Origin of the sequence: Pseudoflavonifractor sp. HCP28S3_F10, from assembly GCF_052065415.1 — a bacterium.
Lineage (GTDB): Bacteria > Bacillota > Clostridia > Oscillospirales > Oscillospiraceae > Pseudoflavonifractor_A.
The window spans coordinates 36,427-59,139 of sequence record NZ_JBQHUB010000013.1; the positions used below are offsets into that span (position 1 = coordinate 36,427).

The following is a 22,713-nucleotide window of genomic DNA, read 5'->3' on the forward strand; positions in this document are numbered from 1 at the left end:
GAAAGAACGGTTTGGAGCCCTTCTGCGCCCCGGACCGGAGGAGAGAGCATGAAAGGAAAAGGAGGGGACCCCTATGCACCGGCGTCTGTTCGCTGCGGCGCTGACGGCGTCCATCTGTCTGACGGGGCTGGCGGCCCCGGCTTTGGCCAATGCCCCCACGTATGAGAGCACCATATTGTTCACCCACGACACCCACGACCACTTCCTGCCCGCCCCGGCGGAGGAGGGGGGTACCTACGGCGGCTACACCCGCCTGGCCTCCCTGCTGAAGGAGGAGCGGCAGGCCCACCCGGACGCCATTACGCTGGACGGCGGGGATTTCTCCATGGGCTCCCTGTTCCAGACCATCTATTCCACCGACGCGCCCGAGCTCCGGGCGCTGGGGGCCATGGGATACGACGTGACCACCTTCGGTAACCACGAGTTTGACTACCGCGCGGAGGGGCTGGCCGATATGCTCTCCGCCGCCCGGGAGAGCGGGGACCCTCTGCCTGCTATCGTCTGTGCCAACTACAAGCCGCCGGAGGCGGATACCCGCAGCCGTCAGGCGTGGGAGGACTACGGCGTCACCGACTACACGGTCATTGAGCGGGGCGGGATCAACTACGGCGTGTTCGGCCTGATGGGACAGGACGCGGATGACTGCGCCCCCATGTCGGGTATGGAGATGGAGCCCATGATCGACGCGGCAAAGCGGACGGTGGCGGCCATGGAGGAGGACTTGGCGGCGCAGAACGCCCCCTATTTCATCATCTGCCTCTCCCACGCCGGCACCGAGAACGGAAAGGGCGAAGACTATGAGCTGGCGGAGAAGGTGGACGGCATCGATATGATCCTCTCGGGCCACACCCACACCACCCTGGAAGAGCCCATCCGTGTGAAGGACACCCTCATCGTCTCCGCCGGGCCCTACACCACCAACCTGGGTTCTCTGACCCTGCGCTGGAAGCCCAACGGGGAGAAGGAGATCCTGGACTACCGTCTCATCCCGGTGGACGATTCGGCGGCCGAGGACCCGGACATGGTGAAGATGGCCAGGGTCTTCAAGGACAAGGTGGGGGAGAACTACCTGAAGGACTACGGCCTGACCTACGATCAGGTGCTGGCCGATAACCCCTATTCCTTTACCCCCATCAGCGTCTTTGGGGACGAGCAGCGGGAGGAGCCTCTGGGCAACCTCATCGCCGACTCCTACGTCTACGCGGTGAAGGAGGCTGAGGGGGCGGACTATGTGCCCGTGGACTTCGCGGTGGTGGCCGCCGGGGTGATCCGGGCCTCCTTTGCCCAGGGGAACATCACCACCGCCGACGCCTTCAACGTCTCTTCCCTGGGCGTGGGAGCCGACGGCACCCCGGGCTACCCCCTGGTGTCGGTGTGGATCTATGGCCGGGAGCTGAAGGACGCCTTTGAGGTGGACGCCTCGGTGACCCCCCTGATGCCGGCTGCCCAGCTCTACGGCGCGGGGATGGAGTGGTCCTTCAATCCCCACCGGCTCATCTTCAATAAGGTGACGGACTGCGCCCAGGTGCTGGAGGATGGGACCCGCAGGCCCATTGAGGACGACCGGCTCTACCGGGTGGTCACCGGGCTCTACTCGGGCCAGATGCTGGGCACCGTCAACGGCAAGTCCTTCGGCCTGCTGACCATCACCCCCCGGGATGACCGGGGAGAGCCTGTTGAGGACCTGGAGGCCTTTATCGTCCACGGCCAGAACGGCGCTGAGGTGAAGGAGTGGTACGCCCTGGCCTCCTATCTCCAGTCCATGGGCACGGTGGAAGCGCGGTACAGCAATCCTGAGGGCCGCAAGACAGTAGTACCCTCCTGGAACCCCGCCGCGCTGCTCTCACAGCCCAACGGTCTGGCTCTGGCGGTGTACGGCGGAGGGCTGCTGGTACTGCTGCTGGTGGTCGTGGGGACCTGCCGCCTGGCCACCCGGCGCAGGCGGCGCCTGCGGGGCTCCGGGCGCCGGAGCGGAAGCCGGGGATACCGGCGTTACCGGGGCTGATACTAAAACCTGATAAAAAGCGTGAAAAGCTTTTTATAGCGCGCAGCGCGTCAGGTTTTTATGAGACGCGGTATCATGCATCCTGCATGATACCAGTGCGCGCAGCGCACGGAATTTCAAATGAAAGCATTTCATTTGAAATTAGTATGAAAGCGGAGAGGAGGGGTCCGTATGGCGAAATCGGCCAATCAGAAGCTGAAGCTGCTCTACCTCAGGAAGATCCTGGAGGAGCAGACCGACGAGGACCACCCCATGGCGGTGGCCGAGATGATCGGGCAGCTGGAGCAGTACGGCGTGTCCGCCGAGCGCAAGAGCATCTATGACGATCTGGAGGCCCTGCGCCTGTTCGGTCTGGACGTGGTGCAGACCAAAACGGGAAACCGGACCGGATACTACATCGGCCAGCGGGAATTCGAGCTGCCCGAGCTCAAGCTGCTGGTGGACAGCGTCCAGTCCTCTAAATTTATCACCCACAAAAAGACACTCTCCCTGATCCGGAAGATCGAGGGGTTGGCCAGCGTCCACGACGCGCGGCTCCTCCAGCGGCAGGTCTACGTCCGCAACCGGGTCAAGAGCATGAATGAGAGCGTCTACTACAATGTAGACGAGATCTCGGACGCCATCAGCCGGGACCGGAGCATCTCGTTCCGCTACTTTGAATATACCGTGGGCAAGGAGCGCCGCTTCCGCAGGGGCGGGGGGCGCTATCAGGTCAGTCCCTTCGCCCTGATGTGGGACGACGAGAACTACTACATGCTGGCCTGGGACGCCGCCGCGGCCAGGCTGAAGCACTACCGGGTGGACAAGATGACCGGGATCCTGGTGACCGAAGTCCCCCGCCAGGGCCGGGAGGCCTTTGAGCAGGTGGACATGTCGGCTTACGGACAGAAGGTGTTCGGCATGTTCACCGGCGAGGAGCGGACGGTGCGCCTGCGCTTCGCCGCCCATCTGGCAGGGGCCGTCATTGACCGCTTCGGCAAGGACGTGATCCTGACGGCGGAGGACGGGGACCATTTCACCGTCAGCGTCTCCGTGGCCGTGAGCCCGCAGTTTTACGCGTGGCTCTTCGGCTTTGGCGGAGAGGTGGAGATCCTGGGGCCCGAGGAGGTCCGGCGCGGGATGTATGACCGGGCCGCCCAGGTAGCCGCGCTCTATTAAAGGTATAACGGTATAAAACGGACAGGCGTGGGAAATTGTTTCCCGCGCCTGTCCGTTTTATGGGACTGCGCTTCGGTTAAGATGGAACCAGAACAGAGGGCGGCCCCAGCGCCGCCCGGAGAGGAGTGCACGATGGAAGAGCGCTATGTGACGATCACAGGATTTCGGCATTACTATGGGATGCGGCCCTTCGCCATCGGGAATGTGATCCGCTGTCAGAAGGAACCACGCAACCAGTATGATGGAGAGGCTATCCGGTGCAGCCTGCCCATGATCGGGACAGTGGGATACCTGGCCAACAGCACCTCCACCGTGGCGGGAGGTACCATGAGCGCCGGACGAATCTACGACCAGGTGGGATCGCGGTTCCATGTCCGGGTGCTGTTTACCACCTCCAGCAAGATCATTTGTCGGGTGGAAACCGGCACCTTGGAGTCGCTGGAACGGGAGATATGGACACAGAACGAGGATGGCTGGCAGGAGGATCAGCAGCAGAATGAGCGCGAGATGAGTTTTTGATGCGGAGCATAAAAACGTCGCCGCAAGCAATATGACGCTTGCGGCGACGTATATGAATGCGATAAAAATACGATCTAGCACTGTCTCCCGTCACTCGGACGCGAGCCCAGCACAGCGGGTCGCGGCCGAAAGCGAGGAGCAGCAGAATGAGTGCGAGATGAGTTTTTGATGCGGAGCATAAAAAACTCGTCGCAAGCGATATGACGCTTGCGACGAGCTGGAGCAGGGTACGGGAGTCGAACCCGCCTTAACGGCTTGGGAAGCCGCTGTAATACCGATATACCAACCCTGCAAGGGAACTGACTTGGATAGTATAGCACAGGACAGGAGATTTTGCAAGGAGATTTCTCGACCGCCATTCCGCTTTTTTCGCCGCGGGGCGCTGTCCCCCGGAAGGCTTTGCGAAATCCATCGAACGCGGTTCCACGATAAAAAATATACTCCCGCCCCCTTCCGTATGAACCGGTCTGCTCCGGAAATACTGATAGCAGACCGGTTTTGCGGGAGGAGCATTTTTATGCAGGGAAAAGTGGAGATCTGCGGCGTAAACACGGCAAAGCTGAAGGTTTTGAAAAATGAGGAGACCATAGAGCTGCTCAAGCGGACCAAGAAGGGAGATATGGAGGCCCGGGAGAAGCTCATCGCGGGCAATCTGCGCCTGGTGCTCTCCGTGATCCAGAAATTCACCGGCCGGGGAGAGAATGTGGACGACCTCTTTCAGGTGGGCTGCATCGGGCTTATCAAGGCCATCGATAATTTCAATACCGACCTGGACGTGCGCTTTTCCACCTATGGGGTCCCCATGATCGTGGGGGAGATCCGGCGCTATCTGCGGGATAACAGCGCCATCCGGGTGTCCCGTTCCATGCGGGATACCGCTTATAAGGTCCTGCAGGCCAAGGAGGCCTTTCTGGCCGAGCATCAGCGGGAGCCGTCAGTGGATGAGGTAGCCAGGCAGCTGGGCGTCAGGCGGGAGGACGTGGTGTTCGCTCTGGACGCCATCGTGGACCCGGTCTCCCTTTACGAGCCGGTCTACTCCGACAGCGGGGACGCCATCTGCGTCATCGACCAGGTGAAGGACTCCAAAAACACCGACGAGAGCTGGCTGGAGCATATCGCGCTCAAGGAGGCCATGGACCGCCTCTCCGAGCGGGAGCGCCATATCCTGAACCTGCGCTTTTTTGAGGGGCGGACCCAGATGGAGGTCTCCGCCGAGGTGGGCATTTCCCAGGCCCAGGTGTCCCGGCTGGAGAAGAACGCCATCCGGCAGATCCGGAAGAATATGTAGCTGTTCGGAAAGAGGACAGGGCCGCCGCGTAGGTCCGCGGCGGCCCTGTTTATTCCACAGGAAGACGCTTACACGCCGCTGGCGCCGTAGTTGGCCAGCACACGGGCGCTGGGATCGTCCACATCACAGCCCTGCCAGGACTTGTTGGGCATCCAGAAGGCGGGAATCATGGCGGCCTGGCCGGGGTAGTACTCCTCAAAGATCTCCCGGTAGAGCAGGCTCTCCTTGGTGAAGGGAGGCACGTAGTCATACCTGGCCCGCAGGGTCTCGAACTCCTCGTCGGTATAGTGCTGTCCGGCATATTCCTTCAGGTCGTCCACCATGCTGTGGCCCACGGCGTCGCTGAACGCGGCCTTCTCCCGCCAGAGGATCTCGTCGGGCAGCCAGCCGCCCTCCTGGAAGGCCCGGCGGAGGAGGTACTTGCCCTTGCCGTAGGTGTTGAGCTTTTTGGCCGGGTCGATGGACATGACATAGCGGACGAAGTCCAGGTCGCCGAAGGGGACCCGGGCCTCCAGACTGTTGTCGGCCAGGCAGCGGTCGGCCCGGAGCACATCGTAGCAGAACAGCTCCCGCAGGCGCTTCTGGGCCTCCTCCTGGAAGGCCTCGGCGCTGGGGGCGAAGTCGGTGTACTTGTAGCCGAAGATCTCGTCGGAGATCTCGCCGGTGAGCAGGACCTTCAGGTCGGTCCGCTCATGGATGGCCCGGCACACCAGATACATACCCATGCTGGCCCGGATGGTGGTGATGTCAAAGGTACCCAGGGCGGCAATGACGGTGCGCAGGTTGGAGAGCACATCCTCCCGGGTCATGATGACCTCGGTGTGGTCGGCGCCCAGGTAGTCGGCCACCTGGCGGGCGTACTTGAGGTCGATGGCGTCGGTGTCCATGCCGATGGCAAAGGTGCGGATGGGCTTGTCGCTGAGCCGGGCGGCGATGGCGCACACCAGACTGGAGTCCAGGCCGCCGGAGAGCAGGAAGCCCAGGGGGGCGTCGGCGTCCAGCCGCTTTTCCACACCGGCCACCAGCTTTTCCCGGATGTTGGCGGCAATGGTGTCCAGATCGTCGTGGACATATCGGTCCACATGGGAGATGTCGGTGTAGCGGTGGAAGGCGCCGCCGCACCAGTAATGTCCGGGCGGGAAGGGGCGGACCTCGTCCACCCAGCCCACCAGGTTCTTGGCCTCGCTGGCAAAGGCGATATGGCCGCTCCCGGAGTAGCCGTAAAACAGGGGACGGATGCCGATGGGGTCCCGGGCGGCGATGACCTGGCCGCTCTCCGCGTCATAGAGGATACAGGCGAACTCCGCGTCCAGGTGGCCGAACATGTCCGGGCCATACTCCCGGTAGAGGGGGAGGAGCAGCTCGCAGTCCGAGCCGCTGCGGAAGGTGTAGCCCCGCGCCTCCAGCTCCCGCTTCATGGCGCGGAAGCCGTAGAGCTCGCCGTTGCAGACGGCCCAGCTGCCGTCCCGCTCAAAGGGCTGCATCCCGTCGGGAGTGAGACCCATGATGGCCAGACGGGCGAAGCCCAGCAGGCCGAAGGGGGTCCTGGCCACCTGCATGGCGTCGGGGCCCCGGCTCTCCGTCCGGCGGAGATACCCCGCGAAGGTCTCAGGCGTCATATCCTGCCCCAGATAACCGATGATTGCACACATAATGCACCGCTCCTTACTCAACTAAAATTAGGACGAAAAAAGCAGCCGGTCCGTCCCCAGTTGATTAGGACGAATCTGCTGCCGATCCGCGGTGCCACCTAAATTGCCGCTGCCCAAACGGACAGTCCGGCCCCTTTTCGCGTTCACCATGAAACGCTAGCCCTGTAACGTGAGCGGCACGGCTCGCCTACTGCCCGCGGCGCGGGGTTCAGCTTGCAGCTCCGGAGTGTTCGTTCAGGCCAACGCACGGGCGGGACTCGCACCTTGCTCCCGCTCTCTGTGCCGGCGAAGCGGCCGTACTTTTCTCCATCGTGGCTGTTGGTGGTAGTTTAGCACAGTAAAGCGGCAGCTGTCAATGCGTGATTTTTCACAAATGAAGGGGGCAAAATTTGCAGAACGGCCGGTAGAAAACCGGGCGTTCCCGGGAGCGGACAGGGGCGGGAGCGCACCAAAGACTGCCGCGGTCATAGAATGGCTTGGAAGTAATTCCGCACCAACTTGATCTAGGAGGTATTGCAATGCCTGAACGAATGCAGCCGGGTCCTGTGCAGGAGGGCGACGCCATCCGCGAGGCCGTATGTGTTGACACCAGAAAAATCTTTGACAGTTGCAAAGATAAGGACTGCATTGAAGATCTGCGCTTTTACCCTACCCAGGAGTCCAAATGCGCCCTTGACCGGGCCATCAGCGTGAAGGCCGGAAAGGCCGAGCTGCTCTACGTGTACATCGACGTAGAGCCTGTCGGGTTCAACCGCGGGTTCTACACGGTGGACGTCCGCTACTACTACCGGGTCACCGCCGACGCCTTTGTGGGCGCCGCCCGTCCGGTGGAGATCTGCGGCCTGTGCGTCTTTGACAAGCGTGTCATCCTCTTCGGCAGCGAGAGCAGCGCCAAGGTGTTCTGCTCCGGCGCGGACTTTGCGGGGATGGAGGAGCAGATGCGCAGGAGCAGCGTGCCCACCGCAGTGGTGGAGGTGGTGGATCCCATCGTCCTGAACATGAAGCTGGTGGATGTGTGCGAATGCCGTCCCTGCGACTGCGAGCTCACCGAGATCCCGCCCTGCATCTGTGCCTGCTTCGGCTGTGACCTGTACTTTGGCGGCGAGGGCAAACGGCTCTATGTCAGCCTGGGCCAGTTCTCCATCATCCGCCTGGAGCGGGACACCCAGCTTCTGATGCCGGTATACGACTACTGCATGCCTGATAAGGAGTGCGCCTGCGGCGGTGACGACGATCCCTGCGAGGTGTTCCGCCACGTCCAGTTCCCGGTGGATGAATTTTTCCCGCCCAACAGTATCAGCGGTATCCCCGAGTGCTACCGTGAGATCAAAAACTGCAGCCTGACCTGAACGCAGGCGGACTGCCGGTCAGACAGGCGGCATGACATGCTCCGGCATGCCATGCCGCCTTGGGCTGTCCGGAGATAAACGGGATCCTGCGAAAACTGCTATTCTATTTCCCGTCAAAATCTGTTATAATAATGCGTACTGAACAAAGCTGATTGGCCTTGAAAGTCAAGGCTTACAAGGCCAATTGGCTTTGTTCGGGTGCAAGGTTTTTGGGCGAAACTGCCCGAAAACCTTGCACGTTCCAATGAAGCGCTGCGGCGCTTCATTGGAAATACGCATTGTAGCAATGCCTGAATTCGATCAAAAGGGCTATTCTCAGCCCTTTTGATCGAATTGTGCGGCTGCTGCCGCACGAATAAACCGCAAAGCGGTTTATTCAGCAGATATTATAATAAAACACTGTCCTTAATAGAGTGAGGAGCATGAGTTTGCCTGCCTGGAGGAAACGATGGACGTCTATTCCGAATTGATCAGAGAATTGAATCAGGCCTGCCCGGGGATGGAGCTGCTGGAGCACGAGCCCATGGCCCGGCACACCTCCTTCCGGATCGGCGGTCCGGCCCGGCTGATGCTGCGCCCGCGGAACGGAGAGGAGGCCGCCCTGGCCCTGCGGACCGCCCGGGAGCTGGGGATCGAGCCCTTTTTCATGGGCAACGGGTCCAACCTGCTGGTCTCCGACCGGGGCTATGACGGCTTTGTCATCAAGGCCTTTGACGGTATGGGGAGGATGGAACGGCTGGACGGGGACCGGATTTGGGCGGAGAGCGGAGTGCTCCTGTCCCGGCTGGCTAATTTCGCCCTGGCGGAAGGGCTGACCGGGCTGGAATTCGCCCACGGTATCCCGGGCAGCCTGGGCGGCGCGGTGACCATGAACGCGGGGGCCTACGGCGGGGAAATGAAGGATGTGGTGGTCTCCACCGACTGCCTGGACCGGACGGGACGGCGGGAGACCGTCACCGGGGCGGACCATGGCTTTGCCTACCGCCGCAGCGCCTTTTCTGACGGGAGCCGCTTTCTGCTGGGCAGCACCCTGCGCCTGACGGCCGGGGACCCGGCGGCCATCCGGGCCAGGATGGAGGAACTGGCCGCCCGGCGGAAGGAGAAGCAGCCCCTGGAGTATCCCAGCGCGGGCAGTACCTTCAAGCGGCCCGAGGGCTATTTTGCCGCCGCCCTCATCGAGGAGTGCGGACTGAAGGGATATGCCGTGGGGGGCGCCCAGGTATCCGAAAAGCACGCCGGGTTCGTGGTCAACCGGGGAGGAGCCTCCTGTGAGGACGTACTCCGGCTCACCGGCCACATCCGTGAGACTGTGCTGCGGGAGACCGGCGTGACGCTGGAGCTGGAAGTCCGGCTCCTGGGCGCAGCGGGATAAAGAGGTGTTTGAAGTGGAATTCGTTATCATCTCCGGCCTGTCCGGAGCGGGAAAGAGCAAGGCGGCCTCTTTTTTGGAGGATATGGGCTTTTACGTGGTGGACAACATGCCGGCGCCGCTGATCCCCCGGTTTGCCGAGCTGTGTATGGCGGGACAGGGGAGATACGACCGTGTGGCCCTGGTCACCGACATCCGGGGCGGACAGACCTTCGACGGGCTGTTCGATGCCCTGCGCACCCTGGAGGAGATGGGCTGCGCCTACCGCATCCTCTTTGTGGAGGCTACGGTGGAGACCATCATCAAGCGCTATAAGGAGACACGGCGGGTCCATCCCCTGGCCCGGAGCGGCCGTTCCCTGGCCGAGGCGGTGCAGCAGGAGCGGGACGCCCTGACTCCGGTGCGGCAGCGGGCGGAGTACATCGTGGATACCAGCGCCCTGTCCACCGCCAAGCTGCGGGGAGAATTGCTCCGGCTCTTCGGAGACGGACAGGAGGCCCATGCCATGAGCGTCAATGTGGTATCCTTCGGCTTCAAGTATGGTATCCCCATCGAGGCCGACCTGGTGTTCGACGTGCGCTTTCTGCCCAATCCCTATTACATCGCGGAGCTGCGCCACCAGACCGGGCTGGATGAGCCGGTGCGCTCCTTTGTGTTCAACTACCAGCAGACCCGGGAGTTCATGACCCATCTGGAGAACCTGATGAGCTTCCTCCTGCCAAAGTACGTGGCGGAGGGCAAGACTGTGCTGGTCATCGGCATCGGCTGTACCGGCGGGCAGCACCGCTCGGTGGCCATCACCCGGGCGCTGGCGGAATTCATCCGGCAGAAGGGCTACCAGGCCAGCGAGAATCACCGGGATATGACCCGGGCGTAAAGGAGGAAGCGCCGCATGGAAGAGCATATCCCATACAGCGCGCGGCGGTCGGGAGGGCCCAGAGTGGTAGCCATCGGCGGCGGCACCGGCCTTTCCACCATGCTGCGGGGACTGAAGCTCCACACCCAAAATCTGACCGCCATCGTTACCGTGGCCGACGACGGCGGCGGCTCCGGCGTCCTGCGGGAGGACCTGGGCATGCCTCCTCCCGGGGACATCCGCCACTGCATGGAGGCCCTGGCCAATGCCGAGCCGGTGATGGAGCAGCTGCTCAGCTACCGTTTCCCGGCCGGGTCCGGCCGGCTGACCGGCCAGTCTTTCGGCAACCTGATCCTGGCCGCCCTCAACGGCATCTACCCCTCCTTTGACGAGGCGGTGGCCCGGATGAGCGAGGTCCTGGCCATCTCGGGCCGGGTGCTGCCGGTGACCAACGCCGACGTGAAGCTGGAGGCCACCTTTGAAAACGGTACCTCCGTGCTGGGGGAGTCCAAGATCTTTCAGTTCAAGAAGGAGCAGGACTGCCGCATCCGCAGCGTCCGCCTTCTGCCCGAGCATCCGGCGGCCCTGCCCGCCGCGCTGGAGGCCATCGCCGACGCCGAGCTCATCCTGCTGGGGCCGGGGAGCCTCTATACCAGCGTGATCCCCAATCTGCTGGTGGACGGCGTATCCGAGGCGGTGTGCCGCTCCGGGGCGCTGAAAATGTACATCTGCAACATCATGACCCAGGACGGCGAGACCGAGGGGATGACGGCGTCGGACCACGTGGCCGCCCTGCTGCGGCACTCAGGCCCGGGGCTGGTGGACCTGTGCCTGTGCAACTCGGCGCCGGTGCGGCCCCGCCTGGTGGAGCGGTATAAGGAAGAGGACGCCGCCCCCATTGTGGTGGACCGGGAGGCCATCGAGGCCCTGGGGGTGGAGCTGGTGGAGCGGCCCGTGTCCTCCGAGACCTCCAACTATGCCCGGCACTCGGTGACCAGGCTGGCCCAGGCTGTGATGGATATCTACCGGGAGCGGGCCGAGACCCGGATCTTTTAAGGGGGGGAGCGCAGGTGTCTTTTGCGTCGGAGGCCAAGGCGGAGCTGTGCCGGGGGGGACTGTCCCACCGGTGCTGCGCCCAGGCGGAGGCCTATGGGGTGCTCCTCTTCTGCAGCCAGTTTTCCGGGCGGGGTGCCCGCATTGTCACCGAGTCGGAGGAATTTGCCCGCCGTCTGCCCGCCCTGTTCAAAAAGGCGTTCAAAGTACGCTTTGACCGGCAGCCCGAAAGGCTGGACAGGCCGGGGAAGTACGTTTTTGCCCTTGAGGACGGGGACAAGCTCTCCGCGCTGTGGGATGCCTTCGGGTACGACCCGGCCGAGAGCCTGGCCCATCACATCAACTTCGCCGTCCTGGAAGAGGAGCACTGCCGCAGCGCCTTCTTCCGGGGGGCCTTTCTGGCGGGCGGGTCGGTGACCGATCCGGCCAAGCGCTACCATCTGGAGCTGGCCACCTCCCACTACAGCGTGAGCCGGGAGATGAGCGCTCTGCTGATGGAGGCCGGCTTTTCTCCCAAGGAGACCACCCGCAAGTCCAATTACATCACCTATTTCAAACAGAGCGAGGCCATCGAGGACTTTTTGACGGCCATCGGTGCGCCCCTGGCCGCCATGGGCGTGATGAACGCCAAGGCGGAGAAGGCGGTGGTGGGCGGCGTGAACCGCCGGGTGAACTGCGACGCCGCCAACCTGGACAAGGCGGTGGAGGCGGCCCAGGAGCAGATCGAGGCCATCCGTCATCTGGAAGAGCGGGGCCTGGCAGAGGACCTGCCCGCCCGTCTGAGGGAGACCGCCCGGCTGCGGGTGGAGCACCCGGAGCTCACCCTCTCCCAACTGGCCGAGCTGTGCACCCCGCCGGTGACCAAGTCCTGTCTCAACCACCGCCTGCGCAAGCTGATCGAACTGGCCGGGAGCTGACGGTGCGGGGCGCCGGCTGCAATTGATTGGAGGAGCATCATGTCCTTTGTCCATCTGCATGTGCATACGGAATTCAGCCTGCTGGACGGCGCCTGCCGCATCCCGAAGCTGGTGGAGCGGGTGAAGGAGCTGGGGCAGGACGCGGTGGCCATCACCGACCACGGCGTCATGTACGGCGTCATCGACTTCTACCGGGCCTGCAAGGCAGCGGGGATCAAGCCAATCATCGGTTGCGAGGTCTACGTGGCCCCCCGGAAGCGTACCGATAAGGTCCACGAGCTGGATGCCGAGGCCCGCCACCTGGTCCTCCTGTGCGAGAACGAGGAGGGCTACCGCAATCTGTGCCGGCTGGTGAGCGCCGCGTTTCTGGAGGGGTTTTACGTCAAGCCCCGGGTGGACATGGAGCTGCTGCGGCAGCACCATGAGGGACTCATCGCCCTGTCGGCCTGCCTGGCGGGGGCGGTGCCCCGGCTCCTTCTGGGCAGCAACTATGCCGGGGCCAAACGGGAGGCCCTGGAGATGCGGGAGATCTTCGGGCCGGACAACTACTATCTGGAGCTCCAGGATCACGGCATCCCCGCCCAGAAGGAGGCCGCCGCGGGGATCCTGCGCCTTCATCAGGAGACCGGCATCCCGCTGGTGGTGACCAATGACGCCCACTACCTCACCCGGGCTGACGCCGCCATGCAGGATACTCTGATGGCCATCCAGATGGGCAAGACGGTGGACGACCCCACCCGGATGCGGTTCGAGACCCAGGAGTTCTATATCAAGTCGGAGGAGGAGATGGCCGCCCTCTTCCCGGAGTGGCCCGAGGCGGTGGAAAACACCGGGCGCATCGCCCGGCGGTGCAATATGGAGTTTGAGTTCGGCCGCTACCACCTGCCGGAATTCAAACTCCCGGAGGGGTACACCGACGGGGACGCCTATTTCCAGAAGCTCTGCGATGAGGGCTTTGCCCGCCGCTATCCAGCCGCCCCCGAGGGATACCATGAGCGGCTGGAGTACGAGATGGGGATCATCCGGCAGATGGGCTTTGTGGAGTACTTCCTCATCGTCTCCGACTTTATCGGCTACGCCAAGAGCCGGGGCATCCCGGTGGGGCCGGGCCGCGGCTCGGCGGCGGGGAGCATGGTGGCCTACTGCCTGGCCATCACCGATGTGGATCCTATGAAGTATGATCTGTACTTCGAACGCTTCCTCAACCCCGAGCGGGTGACCATGCCCGATATCGACGTGGATTTCTGCATCCGCCGCCGGCAGGAGGTCATCGAGTACGTCCAGAACAAGTACGGCTATGACCATGTGGCCCAGATCGTCACCTTCGGCACCATGGCGGCCCGGGGGGCCGTCCGGGACGTGGGGCGGGCGCTGAACATCCCCTACGCCGATGTGGACGCGGTGGCCAAGCAGATCCCCAGCGGGCCGGGGGCCCTCCACATCACCCTGGAGGAGTCGCTCAAGCTCTCCAAACCCCTGCGGGACCTCTACGAGGGGGACGAGCGGGTCAGGACCCTCATCGACACCGCCCGCTCCATCGAGGGCATGCCCCGCCACGCCTCCACCCACGCCGCCGGCGTGGTCATCACCCGCCGGCCGGTGGTGGACTATGTGCCCCTGGCCAAAAACGATGAGTCGGTGGTCACCCAGTACGTGATGACCACCCTGGAGGAACTGGGCCTGCTGAAAATGGACTTTCTGGGCCTTCGGAACCTGACGGTGCTCAACGACACGGTGGAGATGGTGCGCCGCAGGCAGCCCGGCTTCACCCTGGCCCATATCCCGGACCACGACCCGGCGGTCTTTCAAATGCTCTCCGACGGCAAGACCTCCGGCGTGTTCCAGATGGAGTCGGCGGGCATGACCGGCGTGTGCGTGGGTCTCAAGCCCCAGAGTATCGAGGACATCACCGCCATCATCGCCCTCTACCGGCCCGGCCCCATGGAGTCCATCCCGCGGTTCATTGCCTGCAAGCAGAATCCGGACAAGGTGACCTACAAGCACCCCAGGCTGGAGCCCATCCTGTCCGTCACATATGGCTGTATCGTCTATCAGGAGCAAGTGCTCCAGATCTTCCAGCAGCTGGCGGGCTACTCTCTGGGACAGGCCGACATGGTCCGCCGGGCCATGAGCAAGAAAAAGCGCAAGGAGATCGAAAAGGAGCGGCAGTTCTTTATCCACGGCGACCCTGCACGGAAGATTGCCGGCTGCATCGCCAACGGTATCCCGGAGCAGACGGCCGAGGCTATTTATGAGGAGATCGACGCCTTTGCCGAGTATGCCTTCAACAAGGCCCACGCGGTGAGCTATGCCATCGTGGCCTACCAGACGGCCTGGTTCAAATGCCACTGGCCCCGGGAGTATATGGCGGCCCTCCTCACCTCGGTGCTGGACTCCAGCGAGAAGGTGGCGGAGTATATCGCCGAGTGCAAGGACTGCGGCATCGCCCTGCTGCCGCCGGATATCAACGAGTCCGGGGCGAACTTCACCGTGTCGGGCGAGCATATCCGTTTCGGCCTGGCGGCGGTGAAGGGCGTGGGCTGGGGCATCGTGGGGGATATCCTGAAGCAGCGGGAGAAGGGGCCCTTCACCTCTTTTCCTGATTTCTGCCTGCGGCTGTATGACTGCGACCTGAACAAGCGGGTGCTGGAGAGCCTGATCCGCTGCGGCGCCTTCGACTCCATGGGGGTGTACCGTTCCCAGCTGCTGGACGCCTACGAACAGGTGGTGGACTCCATTGCCCAGAGCAAGCGCAAAAATCTGGCGGGACAGTTCGACCTGTTCGGCGGGGGAGGGGACGCCATGGAGACCGCCCCCGAGCTGGTGCTCCGGGACATTCCGGAGTTCTCCCGCCGGGAGCTGATGACCATGGAAAAGGAGACCACCGGATTGTACCTCACCGGCCACCCCATGGACGAATACCGGGAGGCGGCCAGGAGCTTCCATGCCGTTCCCATCGGGGCCATCGTGGCCGATTTTGCCCAGGAGGGCGGACCGGAGCGCTTCGCTGACGGGCAGAAGGTGGTCATTGCCGGTGTGGTAACATCCTCCAAGACCAAGACCACCCGCAATAACTCCCTCATGGCCTACGTGACGCTGGAGGACGATACCGGCTCCATGGAGATGCTGGTCTTTTCCCGGGTGCTGGGGGAGAGCGGCCCCTACCTGAAGGAGAACATGCCTGTCGTGGCAGAGGGGCGCATTTCTGTCCGGGACGAGAAGGCCCCCCAGCTCATGTGCGACCGGGCGGGCCCCCTGGGGGCGGAGGGCGCGAAGGAGAAAGAAAAGTCACCCGCTGCTCCCAAATACCGCAAGCTGTTCCTGCGCCTGCCCTCCCAGAGCGACCCACGGTGGGCACGGATCCGGCGCATCCTCATCATGTTCCCCGGGGAGGAGCCCCTCTCGGCCAAATTTATGGACACGGGGACCTGGTCCCAGAAGCTGCCCTGTCAGGTCCACCCCATCCTGGTGCAGGAGCTGAAGGAGCTGCTGGGTGAGGAGAACGTGGTGGTGCGCGCGGCAAAAGCCGGCGAGCGCATCCCCGCGGCGGAAGGGAGCGGCCTATGTTAAAAAAAGCGGCGTCTATCCTCTTTCACCGCATTACCATGACGGCCCTGCTGCTGGTGCTGCAGCTGGCGCTGCTGATCCTGATGATGGTGCGGTTTTCCGACTATTTTGTCTATTTCTACTGGTTTTGCATCCTGCTGTCGGTGGTGGCGGTGCTCTATATCGTCAGCGACTACAGCGACCCGGGGTATAAGATCGCCTGGATCATCCCCATCCTGATCTTCCCGGTGTTCGGCGGGCTGGTCTATCTGCTGCTGGGCGGGAACCGGCTCACCAGCGGTATGCGGCGGCGGATGCAGGGCGTGGAGCAGCAGATGGCCGACGCCCTGGCGGCCGACTGCAAGGCGGACAGGCTCTATCCCTACGGAAGCGACGCGGTGAACCAGAGCCGCTATCTGGAGCAGTATGCCCACTGCCCGGCCTACCGGAACACGGAGGCGGTCTATTTCCCCCTGGGAGACGACGTGTTTCCCCGGATGCTGGAGGAGCTCAAACGGGCCGAGCGCTATATCTTCATCGAATATTTCATCATCGAGCCCGGCGTGTTCTGGGACTCCATCCTGGCCATCCTGGAGGAAAAGGCCAGGGCGGGGGTGGATGTGCGGGTGATCTACGACGATATCGGCTCCCTCTTCACCCTGCCCAAAGACTATGCCGCCCAGCTGGAGAAGAAGGGCATCCGCTGCTGCGTGTTCAACCGGTTCGTGCCGGTGCTCTCCCTGCGGCTCAATAACCGGGACCACCGGAAGATGTGCATCATCGACGGCCACACCGCCTTTACCGGCGGGATCAACCTGGCGGACGAGTACATCAACCGCACGGTCAAATACGGCCACTGGAAGGACAGCTCCATCCTCCTGCGGGGGGAGGCGGTGTGGAGCATGACAGTCACCTTCCTGTCAACGTGGGATTATATCCGCGGCGAGAAGGAAACACTGGAGGATTTCCGCGCGGAACGGCTGCCCGCCCTGCCCAGGGAATGCGGCAATTATTTCGCACAGCCTTATGTGGACAGCCCGCTGGACAACGAGCCGGTGGGGGAGACGGTCTACCTCAACCTGATCAGCAAGGCCCGCAGCTACGTGTATATCACCACGCCCTATCTCATCATCAGCGACAGTGTGAACACGGCCCTGTGCAACGCCGCCAAGTCGGGGGTGGACGTGCGCATCATGACTCCCCACGTGCCCGACAAGAAGATCATTTTCGAGGTCACCCGGGCCCACTATGAGCGGCTGTTGGAGGCGGGTGTGCGGATCTACGAGTACACCCCCGGCTTCGTCCACGCCAAGAACTTCGTGGTGGACGACATATACGGCACGGTGGGCACGGTGAACATGGATTACCGCAGCATGTTCCTCCACTTTGAAAACGGCGTGTGGCTGTGCGGCGCGCCCTGCCTGATGGATATCAAGGCCGACTTCCTGGCTACCCTGGAGCAGTGTGAGGCCATTACCCTCCAGCGCTGCCGGTCCCACTCGTCGGGGCGCCTGCTGCTCCGGTCGGTGCTGCGGATCCTGGCGCCGCTGATGTAAGAGACAAAACAGCGATAAAAAAGAACGGCCCGGCAGAAAATACCGGGCCGTTCTTTTTAGTACAGAGGGATTCAGTCCTGGGGCTGATAGAAGTCGCACCAGGGCCGCAGGGTGCAGCTGCCGCAGTCGGGCTTGCGGGCCATGCAGACCGCCCGGCCGTGGAGCACCAGCCGGTGGCAGAAGTCGTTGGATTCCTCCGGCGGCAGGACGGCGCGGAGCTGAGCCTCCACCTTGGGGGGCTCCTTGGTGCCGTCGGTGAGGCCCAGACGGCCCGAGATGCGGATGCAGTGAGTGTCGGCCACCACCGCGCCGGGGGTGTTATAGATGTCGCCCAGGACCAGGTTGGCCGTCTTGCGGCCCACGCCGGGGAGCTTCAAAAGCTCCTCCATGGTGGCGGGCACCTTCCCGCCGTATACCTCCAGCAGCATCCGGGAGGCGGCCACGATGTCCCGGGCCTTGGCCCGGAAGAAGCCGGTGGAGTGGATGATTTCCTCCACCTCGGCCACATCGGCCCCGGCCAGGGCCTCCAGTGTGGGGAAGCGGGAGAAGAGGGTGGGCGTGACCATGTTCACCCGCTCATCGGTACACTGGGCAGCCAGACGGGTGGAGAAGAGAAGCTCATAATCCTTGCGGTAATCCAGGGAGCAGATGGCCTCGGGATAGGCTTCCTTGAGGGCATTGACGATGGAGAGAACATCATCGGCAGATTTCATTTGCAGTTCACCTCGGTCAGATGTGGAAGCGGATTGGTTTTAAATGTAAGAAAAATACAGGGACAGTCAGAACATTGCACCTATCTATCCAGTTTACCATATGGAAAAGAAAAAAACGATAGCCTTTTTTAAAAACCATGGTTGTAATTTATTGAAAGCTCAGCTATAATCATGGATAGTCGTTAAAATATACTCAATAGTATAGGAGTATTTAGGAGGAATCAAAAAATGGTCAAGGATATACTGGATTTTGTCATTGCCCATGATCCTGAAGTGGGACAGGCAATGGAGCAGGAATTTCTGCGTCAGCGCCAGAACATCGAGCTCATCGCGTCCGAGAACTTTGTCAGTGAGACCGTTCTTGCTGCGGCCGGCTCGGTGCTGACCAACAAGTACGCTGAGGGCTATCCCGGCAAGCGGTACTACGGCGGCTGCCAGTGCGTGGACGTGGTGGAGAATATCGCCCGTGAGCGGGCCTGCAAGCTCTTTGGCGCTGACCACGCCAATGTGCAGCCCCACAGCGGCGCCAATGCCAACTACGCGGCCTATCAGGCCCTTTGCAAGGTGGGCGATACCGTGCTGGGCATGGATCTGGCCAACGGCGGCCACCTGACCCACGGCAGCCCCGTGAACTTCTCCGGCAAGAACTACAACATGGTGTCCTACGGCCTGAACGCCGAGGGCTTCATTGATTACGACAATGTGCGGGATATGGCCAGGAAGCATCAGCCCAAGATGATCATCGCCGGCGCTTCCGCCTATCCCCGGTTTATCGACTATAAGGCCTTTGCCGAGATCGCCCATGAGGTGGGCGCCTACCTGATGGTGGATATGGCCCACGTGGCCGGCCTCATCGCTACCGGCCTGCATCCCAACCCCGTGCCCTATGCCGACGTGGTCACCACCACCACCCACAAGACCCTCCGCGGTCCCCGCGGCGGCATGATCCTCTGCAAGGAGGAGCTGGCCAAGAAGATCGACTCCGCCATCTTCCCCGGCAGCCAGGGCGGTCCTCTGGAGCACATCATCGCCGCCAAGGCCGTGGCTCTGGGCGAGGCCATGAAGCCTGAGTTCAAGGCCTACCAGGAGCAGGTGCTCAAGAACGCCAAGGCTCTGGCCGCCTCCCTGATGAAGGAAGGCTTCGACCTGGTCTCCGGCGGCACCGACAACCATATGATGCTGGTGGACCTGCGCAAGGCCGGCGTTACCGGCAAGGAGCTGGAGCGCCGTCTGGATGAGGTGCACATCACCCTGAACAAGAACGCCATCCCCAACGATCCCGAGAAGCCCTTCGTCACCAGCGGCGTGCGCATCGGCACCCCCGCCGCCACCAGCCGCGGCCTGAAGGAAGAGGACATGACCGTTATCGGCCAGCTGATCTGGCAGGCCGCTACCGACTTCGAGGCCAAGGCCGACTCCATCCGCGCCGCTGTGGCCGCCATTACCGACAAGTATCCTCTGTACCCCGGCAACTGATCACAGCACGATAAGATAAGAAATGGGGAGGGTCCCGGGTCCCTCCCCAATTTTGTGGACAAAAGGCCGAACGCATGTTAGAATGATTCCAAACCATGACGGAAAGGGCGGCGGACCGGCTTTGCGGAAGCAGAAGGAGGAGTAAGCGATGGGCTTCGGCTTCGATTTTATGTTCAATGTATTTCCGGTATTTTTTGGACTGTTTTTCGTGGTTTTCCTGGTGGTTTTTATAACTGTGGCAGTCAAGGGACTCTCTCAGTGGAACAAAAACAACCATTCGCCCCGGCTGACGGTGGAGGCCGCCGTGGTGGCCAAGCGGGGGGATATCTCCCGCCATCACCACCACAATGCCGACGGGATCGACCATGTGAGCACCAGCACTACTTATTATGCGACCTTCCAGGTGGAGAGCGGCGACCGGATGGAATTCCATGTCCCGGGCAGCGAATACGGGATGCTGATAGAGGGCGACCGGGGCGCGCTGACCTTCCAGGGTACCCGGTATCTGGGATTTGAGCGGAGGAACTGAGCGTTCCTCCGTTTTTTATTTTGTCCCATACATCGATAAAACGCTGTCCCACAAAAGATATTTTACAATCCGCATCAGATAGGATATAATATAGTATTCCATACATCGCGGGAGAGGGGAGCCTTTCCCGGAAAAAGATCGAGGTGTCCCAGTGAAAAAAACATATCTGGCTGGCCTGCTGGCCTGCTTTCTGCTGCTGTCCGCCTGCGGGGCGGGGGCAAACCAGGCGGATGCCCCCCGGCTGCGGGTAGCGGCCACCACTTGGCCGGTGTACTGCTTCGCCTCCGCGGTGGCGGAGGGGGTGGAGGGGGTGGAGATCATCCCGGTGGTGAACCAGTCCATGAGCTGTCTTCACGACTATACCCTGACCGTCACCGACATGAAGGCCCTGGACCGGGCTGATCTGATCCTGGAGAACGGCGTGGGGCTGGAGGAGTTCATGTCCGACGCCCTGGAAGCCTCCAACACGCCGGTGGTGGACTGCTCCCGGGGTGTGGCGCTGCGCCACACCGATGAGGATGACCCCGACCACGACCATGAGGCGGAGGAGGAGCACCACGATCACGGCCATGACCATGGGGAGTACGACCCCCACATCTGGCTGGACCCCTTGCGGGCGGCCGGGATGGCGGATAACATCGCCGCGGCCCTCTCCCAGGCCGACCCGGGGCAGTCGGCGCTCTACGAAGCCAACGCCGCCGCCGCCCGGCAGGTTCTCACTGCCCTGGCGGAGGAGGGAAAGGCAAAGCTGTCCGGACTGTCCAGCCGGGATCTGATCACCTTCCACGACGGCTTCGGCTATTTTGCCGAGGCCTTTGACCTGCACATCCTGAAGGCCATCGAGGAGGAGGAGGGCAGCGAGACTTCGGCCCGGGAATTCCGGGAGCTCACCGCCCTGATCCGGGAGGAGGACGTTCCCGCCGTTTTTACTGAGATCAACGGCTCAGACGCCACCGCCCGGGCCCTGCGCCGGGAGACCGGCGTGACCATCGGCGTCCTCTCCACCGCCATGAGCGGGGAGGGGAGCGGCCTCGGGCCCTATCTGGACGCCATGAAGGCCAATATCGACACCATTGTGGAGGCGCTGGCATGAGGATACAAAAGCACAAAGACGCGGGGGCCGGCTGCACCGGCGCCTGCTGCCTGAAGATCGAGGGCCTGGGGGTGGACATCGGCGGCGATGCGATCCTCCGGGATGTGAGTTTCCACCTCCACTGCGGGGAGATCGTGGCCCTCATCGGCCCCAACGGCGCGGGCAAAAGCTCCCTGTTCCGGGCCATCCTGGGGCAGATGGACCACAGCGGGACCATCGACTTCCAGCGGGCCGGCGGCAGCCGGACCCGTCCCCTGATCGGCTACGTGCCCCAGAGCCCCAGCTTTGACCGGGGGGACCCGGTGAGCGTGCTGGACTTCTTTGCCGCCGCCGTCTCGGACTGGCCGGTGTTCCTGCCCATCCCGGGAAAGCTGCGCCGGCGGGTGCTGGACTGCCTGGAGCGGGTCCACGGCGGGGCGCTGATCGACAAGCGGCTGGGCGCCCTCTCGGGGGGAGAGCTGCAGCGGGTGCTGCTGGCCCTGGCGCTGGAGCCCCTGCCCCACATCCTTATCCTGGATGAGCCCCTCTCGGGCGTGGATATCGACGGCGAGCGGCAGCTCATGGATATGCTGGACGAGATCCGCCGGAGGTATGACCTGTCCATCCTCTTCTCCACCCACGATTTCGCCACCCTGGGCCAGTACGCCGACAAGGTGGTGCTCCTGCGCAGCAGCGTACTGCGGGTGGGGCCGCCGGAGGAGGTCCTGTCCTCGCCGGAATTCAAAGAGGTGTTCCATCTGGACATGGGAAAGGGGGCGAAGGGATGATGGAGCTCTGGTATGCCCTGGTGGAGCTGCTGCCCTTTGAGTGGGCCCGGCCTGACAGCATGTACTTTATGAAAAACGCCCTGCTGGCGGTGCTCATCATCTCGCCGCTGTTCGGGCTCCTTTCCACCATGGTGGTGGAGAGCCGGATGTCCTTCTTCTCCGACGCGCTGGGCCACTCGGCCTTTACCGGCATCGCCGTCGGCGTCCTGTGCGGCATGGCCGATCCCATGTGGTGCGCGGTGGTATTCGCCATCCTGTTCGCACTGCTCTTCACCTGGGTCCGCCGCCGCACCAGCATGGCCAGCGATACGGTCATCGGCGTGTTCTCTTCCACCGCAGTGGCTCTGGGCATCTTTATGGCCACCCTGGGGGGGAGCAGCTTCACCAAGTTCAACGCCCTGCTCATTGGCGACATCCTCAGCGTGGAGCCGGGGAAGATTGCCCTGCTGGCCGCCATATTGCTGGTGGTGGCAGCACTGTGGGTGTGTTCCTTCAACCAGCTCATGCTCTCCTCGGTGCACCCTGCCCTGGCCGACAGTCGGGGCATCCGGGTGTTCTGGCAGGAGGCAGTGTTCAACGCCGCCATTGCGGTGGTGGTGACGGTGTCCATGACGTGGGTGGGACTGCTGGTCATCAACTCGCTGCTGGTGCTGCCCGCCGCCGCAGCCCGGAACCTGTCCCGCAACATGCGGGAATATCACCTGTTCGCAGTGGCGGGAGCCGCCGCTGCTGGCGTGGCCGGACTGATGACCTCCTACTACTGGGGGGCCTCCACCGGCGCGTGCATCACGCTCTACCTGGCCCTTTTCTTCGCCGCCACCTTCCTGTTCCGGAAACGGCGGATGTGACCGGGGCCGTCCAACGGGA

Annotated in this window: 18 protein-coding genes and 1 tRNA gene; 16 read left to right on the plus strand and 3 right to left on the minus strand. The window is 62.8% G+C overall.

Features of this window, described 5'->3' with window-relative positions:
- Nucleotides 1-73 precede the first annotated feature (73 nt).
- The 3 genes from ACTNBZ_RS07400 (at nucleotide 74) to ACTNBZ_RS07410 (ending at nucleotide 3,682) form a co-directional block, all read left to right on the plus strand.
- Nucleotides 74-2,005, plus strand: coding sequence for a bifunctional metallophosphatase/5'-nucleotidase (locus ACTNBZ_RS07400; RefSeq protein ID WP_441209029.1), 1,932 nt, complete (start codon nucleotides 74-76; stop codon nucleotides 2,003-2,005).
- A gap of 171 nt (nucleotides 2,006-2,176) precedes the next feature.
- Nucleotides 2,177-3,163 carry a helix-turn-helix transcriptional regulator gene (locus ACTNBZ_RS07405; RefSeq protein ID WP_441209030.1) on the plus strand — a complete coding sequence of 329 codons (987 nt, stop codon included), beginning with the start codon at nucleotides 2,177-2,179 and terminating at the stop codon, nucleotides 3,161-3,163.
- A gap of 132 nt (nucleotides 3,164-3,295) precedes the next feature.
- Nucleotides 3,296-3,682, plus strand: coding sequence for an HIRAN domain-containing protein (locus ACTNBZ_RS07410; RefSeq protein ID WP_441209031.1), 387 nt, complete (start codon nucleotides 3,296-3,298; stop codon nucleotides 3,680-3,682).
- Nucleotides 3,683-3,900: 218 nt separating this feature from the next.
- On the opposite strand, the gene ACTNBZ_RS07415 is transcribed toward ACTNBZ_RS07410, so the two are convergent.
- A tRNA-Gly gene (locus ACTNBZ_RS07415) sits at nucleotides 3,901-3,974 on the minus strand.
- A 225-nt stretch (nucleotides 3,975-4,199) separates the two neighbouring features.
- On the opposite strand from ACTNBZ_RS07415, the gene sigG reads away from it, so the two are divergent.
- Nucleotides 4,200-4,970, plus strand: a complete 771-nt coding sequence (gene sigG, locus ACTNBZ_RS07420) for an RNA polymerase sporulation sigma factor SigG (RefSeq protein ID WP_441209032.1) — start codon at nucleotides 4,200-4,202, stop codon at nucleotides 4,968-4,970.
- Nucleotides 4,971-5,038: 68 nt separating this feature from the next.
- On the opposite strand, the gene asnB is transcribed toward sigG, so the two are convergent.
- On the minus strand, nucleotides 5,039-6,622 hold the full coding sequence (gene asnB / locus ACTNBZ_RS07425; protein ID WP_441209033.1) for an asparagine synthase B: 1,584 nt from the start codon (nucleotides 6,620-6,622) through the stop codon (nucleotides 5,039-5,041).
- Nucleotides 6,623-7,140: 518 nt separating this feature from the next.
- Between asnB and ACTNBZ_RS07430 the strand changes: the two genes are divergently transcribed.
- The 7 genes from ACTNBZ_RS07430 (at nucleotide 7,141) to cls (ending at nucleotide 17,268) form a co-directional block, all read left to right on the plus strand.
- The gene (locus tag ACTNBZ_RS07430; RefSeq protein ID WP_441209034.1) at nucleotides 7,141-7,971 is read left to right on the plus strand and encodes a hypothetical protein; all 831 of its coding nucleotides are present in this window, start codon (nucleotides 7,141-7,143) and stop codon (nucleotides 7,969-7,971) included.
- Between the two features lie 448 nt (nucleotides 7,972-8,419).
- The gene (gene murB, locus ACTNBZ_RS07435) at nucleotides 8,420-9,343 is read left to right on the plus strand and encodes a UDP-N-acetylmuramate dehydrogenase (protein WP_441209035.1); all 924 of its coding nucleotides are present in this window, start codon (nucleotides 8,420-8,422) and stop codon (nucleotides 9,341-9,343) included.
- Between the two features lie 13 nt (nucleotides 9,344-9,356).
- On the plus strand, nucleotides 9,357-10,217 hold the full coding sequence (gene rapZ / locus ACTNBZ_RS07440; RefSeq protein WP_441209036.1) for an RNase adapter RapZ: 861 nt from the start codon (nucleotides 9,357-9,359) through the stop codon (nucleotides 10,215-10,217).
- A 15-nt stretch (nucleotides 10,218-10,232) separates the two neighbouring features.
- A complete protein-coding gene (locus ACTNBZ_RS07445) occupies nucleotides 10,233-11,252 on the plus strand; it encodes a gluconeogenesis factor YvcK family protein (RefSeq protein WP_441209037.1) in 1,020 nt (339 codons plus the stop codon).
- A gap of 14 nt (nucleotides 11,253-11,266) precedes the next feature.
- Nucleotides 11,267-12,166: a DNA-binding protein WhiA gene (whiA, locus tag ACTNBZ_RS07450; protein ID WP_441209038.1), complete on the plus strand. Its 900-nt coding sequence runs from the start codon at nucleotides 11,267-11,269 to the stop codon at nucleotides 12,164-12,166.
- A 39-nt stretch (nucleotides 12,167-12,205) separates the two neighbouring features.
- Nucleotides 12,206-15,736 (plus strand): DNA polymerase III subunit alpha, encoded by a 3,531-nt coding sequence (locus ACTNBZ_RS07455; protein ID WP_441209039.1) that lies wholly within the window; start codon nucleotides 12,206-12,208, stop codon nucleotides 15,734-15,736.
- Complete coding sequence (cls, locus tag ACTNBZ_RS07460; protein WP_441209040.1) at nucleotides 15,730-17,268, plus strand: cardiolipin synthase; 1,539 nt, start codon at nucleotides 15,730-15,732, stop codon at nucleotides 17,266-17,268. The genes ACTNBZ_RS07455 and cls overlap by 7 nt, the downstream gene beginning before the upstream one ends.
- Nucleotides 17,269-17,339: 71 nt before the next feature.
- Here cls and nth read toward each other — a convergent pair whose 3' ends face one another.
- Entirely contained in the window at nucleotides 17,340-17,981 is a 642-nt protein-coding gene (gene nth, locus ACTNBZ_RS07465; protein WP_441209041.1) for an endonuclease III, read from the minus strand.
- Nucleotides 17,982-18,209: 228 nt separating this feature from the next.
- Between nth and glyA the strand changes: the two genes are divergently transcribed.
- From glyA to ACTNBZ_RS07490, 5 genes are all read left to right on the plus strand, one after another.
- The gene (glyA, locus tag ACTNBZ_RS07470; RefSeq protein WP_441209042.1) at nucleotides 18,210-19,457 is read left to right on the plus strand and encodes a serine hydroxymethyltransferase; all 1,248 of its coding nucleotides are present in this window, start codon (nucleotides 18,210-18,212) and stop codon (nucleotides 19,455-19,457) included.
- Between the two features lie 169 nt (nucleotides 19,458-19,626).
- Nucleotides 19,627-19,986: a DUF2500 domain-containing protein gene (locus ACTNBZ_RS07475; RefSeq protein WP_441209058.1), complete on the plus strand. Its 360-nt coding sequence runs from the start codon at nucleotides 19,627-19,629 to the stop codon at nucleotides 19,984-19,986.
- 151 nt (nucleotides 19,987-20,137) lie between these two features.
- Nucleotides 20,138-21,079, plus strand: a complete 942-nt coding sequence (locus ACTNBZ_RS07480) for a metal ABC transporter substrate-binding protein (RefSeq protein ID WP_441209043.1) — start codon at nucleotides 20,138-20,140, stop codon at nucleotides 21,077-21,079.
- Nucleotides 21,076-21,846, plus strand: a complete 771-nt coding sequence (locus tag ACTNBZ_RS07485) for a metal ABC transporter ATP-binding protein (RefSeq protein WP_441209044.1) — start codon at nucleotides 21,076-21,078, stop codon at nucleotides 21,844-21,846. The genes ACTNBZ_RS07480 and ACTNBZ_RS07485 overlap by 4 nt, the downstream gene beginning before the upstream one ends.
- The gene (locus tag ACTNBZ_RS07490; protein WP_441209045.1) at nucleotides 21,843-22,694 is read left to right on the plus strand and encodes a metal ABC transporter permease; all 852 of its coding nucleotides are present in this window, start codon (nucleotides 21,843-21,845) and stop codon (nucleotides 22,692-22,694) included. The genes ACTNBZ_RS07485 and ACTNBZ_RS07490 overlap by 4 nt, the downstream gene beginning before the upstream one ends.
- Nucleotides 22,695-22,713: the final 19 nt, after the last annotated feature.

Bases quoted from the DNA above. Each gene is read 5' to 3' on its own strand.
- ACTNBZ_RS07400 (WP_441209029.1), top strand. From the start codon at position 74: ATGCACCGGCGTCTGTTCGCTGCGGCGCTGACGGCGTCCATCTGTCTG.
- ACTNBZ_RS07405 (WP_441209030.1), top strand. From the start codon at position 2,177: ATGGCGAAATCGGCCAATCAGAAGCTGAAGCTGCTCTACCTCAGGAAG.
- ACTNBZ_RS07410 (WP_441209031.1), top strand. From the start codon at position 3,296: ATGGAAGAGCGCTATGTGACGATCACAGGATTTCGGCATTACTATGGG.
- sigG (WP_441209032.1), top strand. From the start codon at position 4,200: ATGCAGGGAAAAGTGGAGATCTGCGGCGTAAACACGGCAAAGCTGAAG.
- asnB (WP_441209033.1), bottom strand. From the start codon at position 6,622: ATGTGTGCAATCATCGGTTATCTGGGGCAGGATATGACGCCTGAGACC.
- ACTNBZ_RS07430 (WP_441209034.1), top strand. From the start codon at position 7,141: ATGCCTGAACGAATGCAGCCGGGTCCTGTGCAGGAGGGCGACGCCATC.
- murB (WP_441209035.1), top strand. From the start codon at position 8,420: ATGGACGTCTATTCCGAATTGATCAGAGAATTGAATCAGGCCTGCCCG.
- ACTNBZ_RS07445 (WP_441209037.1), top strand. From the start codon at position 10,233: ATGGAAGAGCATATCCCATACAGCGCGCGGCGGTCGGGAGGGCCCAGA.
- ACTNBZ_RS07455 (WP_441209039.1), top strand. From the start codon at position 12,206: ATGTCCTTTGTCCATCTGCATGTGCATACGGAATTCAGCCTGCTGGAC.
- cls (WP_441209040.1), top strand. From the start codon at position 15,730: ATGTTAAAAAAAGCGGCGTCTATCCTCTTTCACCGCATTACCATGACG.
- nth (WP_441209041.1), bottom strand. From the start codon at position 17,981: ATGAAATCTGCCGATGATGTTCTCTCCATCGTCAATGCCCTCAAGGAA.
- glyA (WP_441209042.1), top strand. From the start codon at position 18,210: ATGGTCAAGGATATACTGGATTTTGTCATTGCCCATGATCCTGAAGTG.
- ACTNBZ_RS07475 (WP_441209058.1), top strand. From the start codon at position 19,627: ATGTTCAATGTATTTCCGGTATTTTTTGGACTGTTTTTCGTGGTTTTC.
- ACTNBZ_RS07485 (WP_441209044.1), top strand. From the start codon at position 21,076: ATGAGGATACAAAAGCACAAAGACGCGGGGGCCGGCTGCACCGGCGCC.
- ACTNBZ_RS07490 (WP_441209045.1), top strand. From the start codon at position 21,843: ATGATGGAGCTCTGGTATGCCCTGGTGGAGCTGCTGCCCTTTGAGTGG.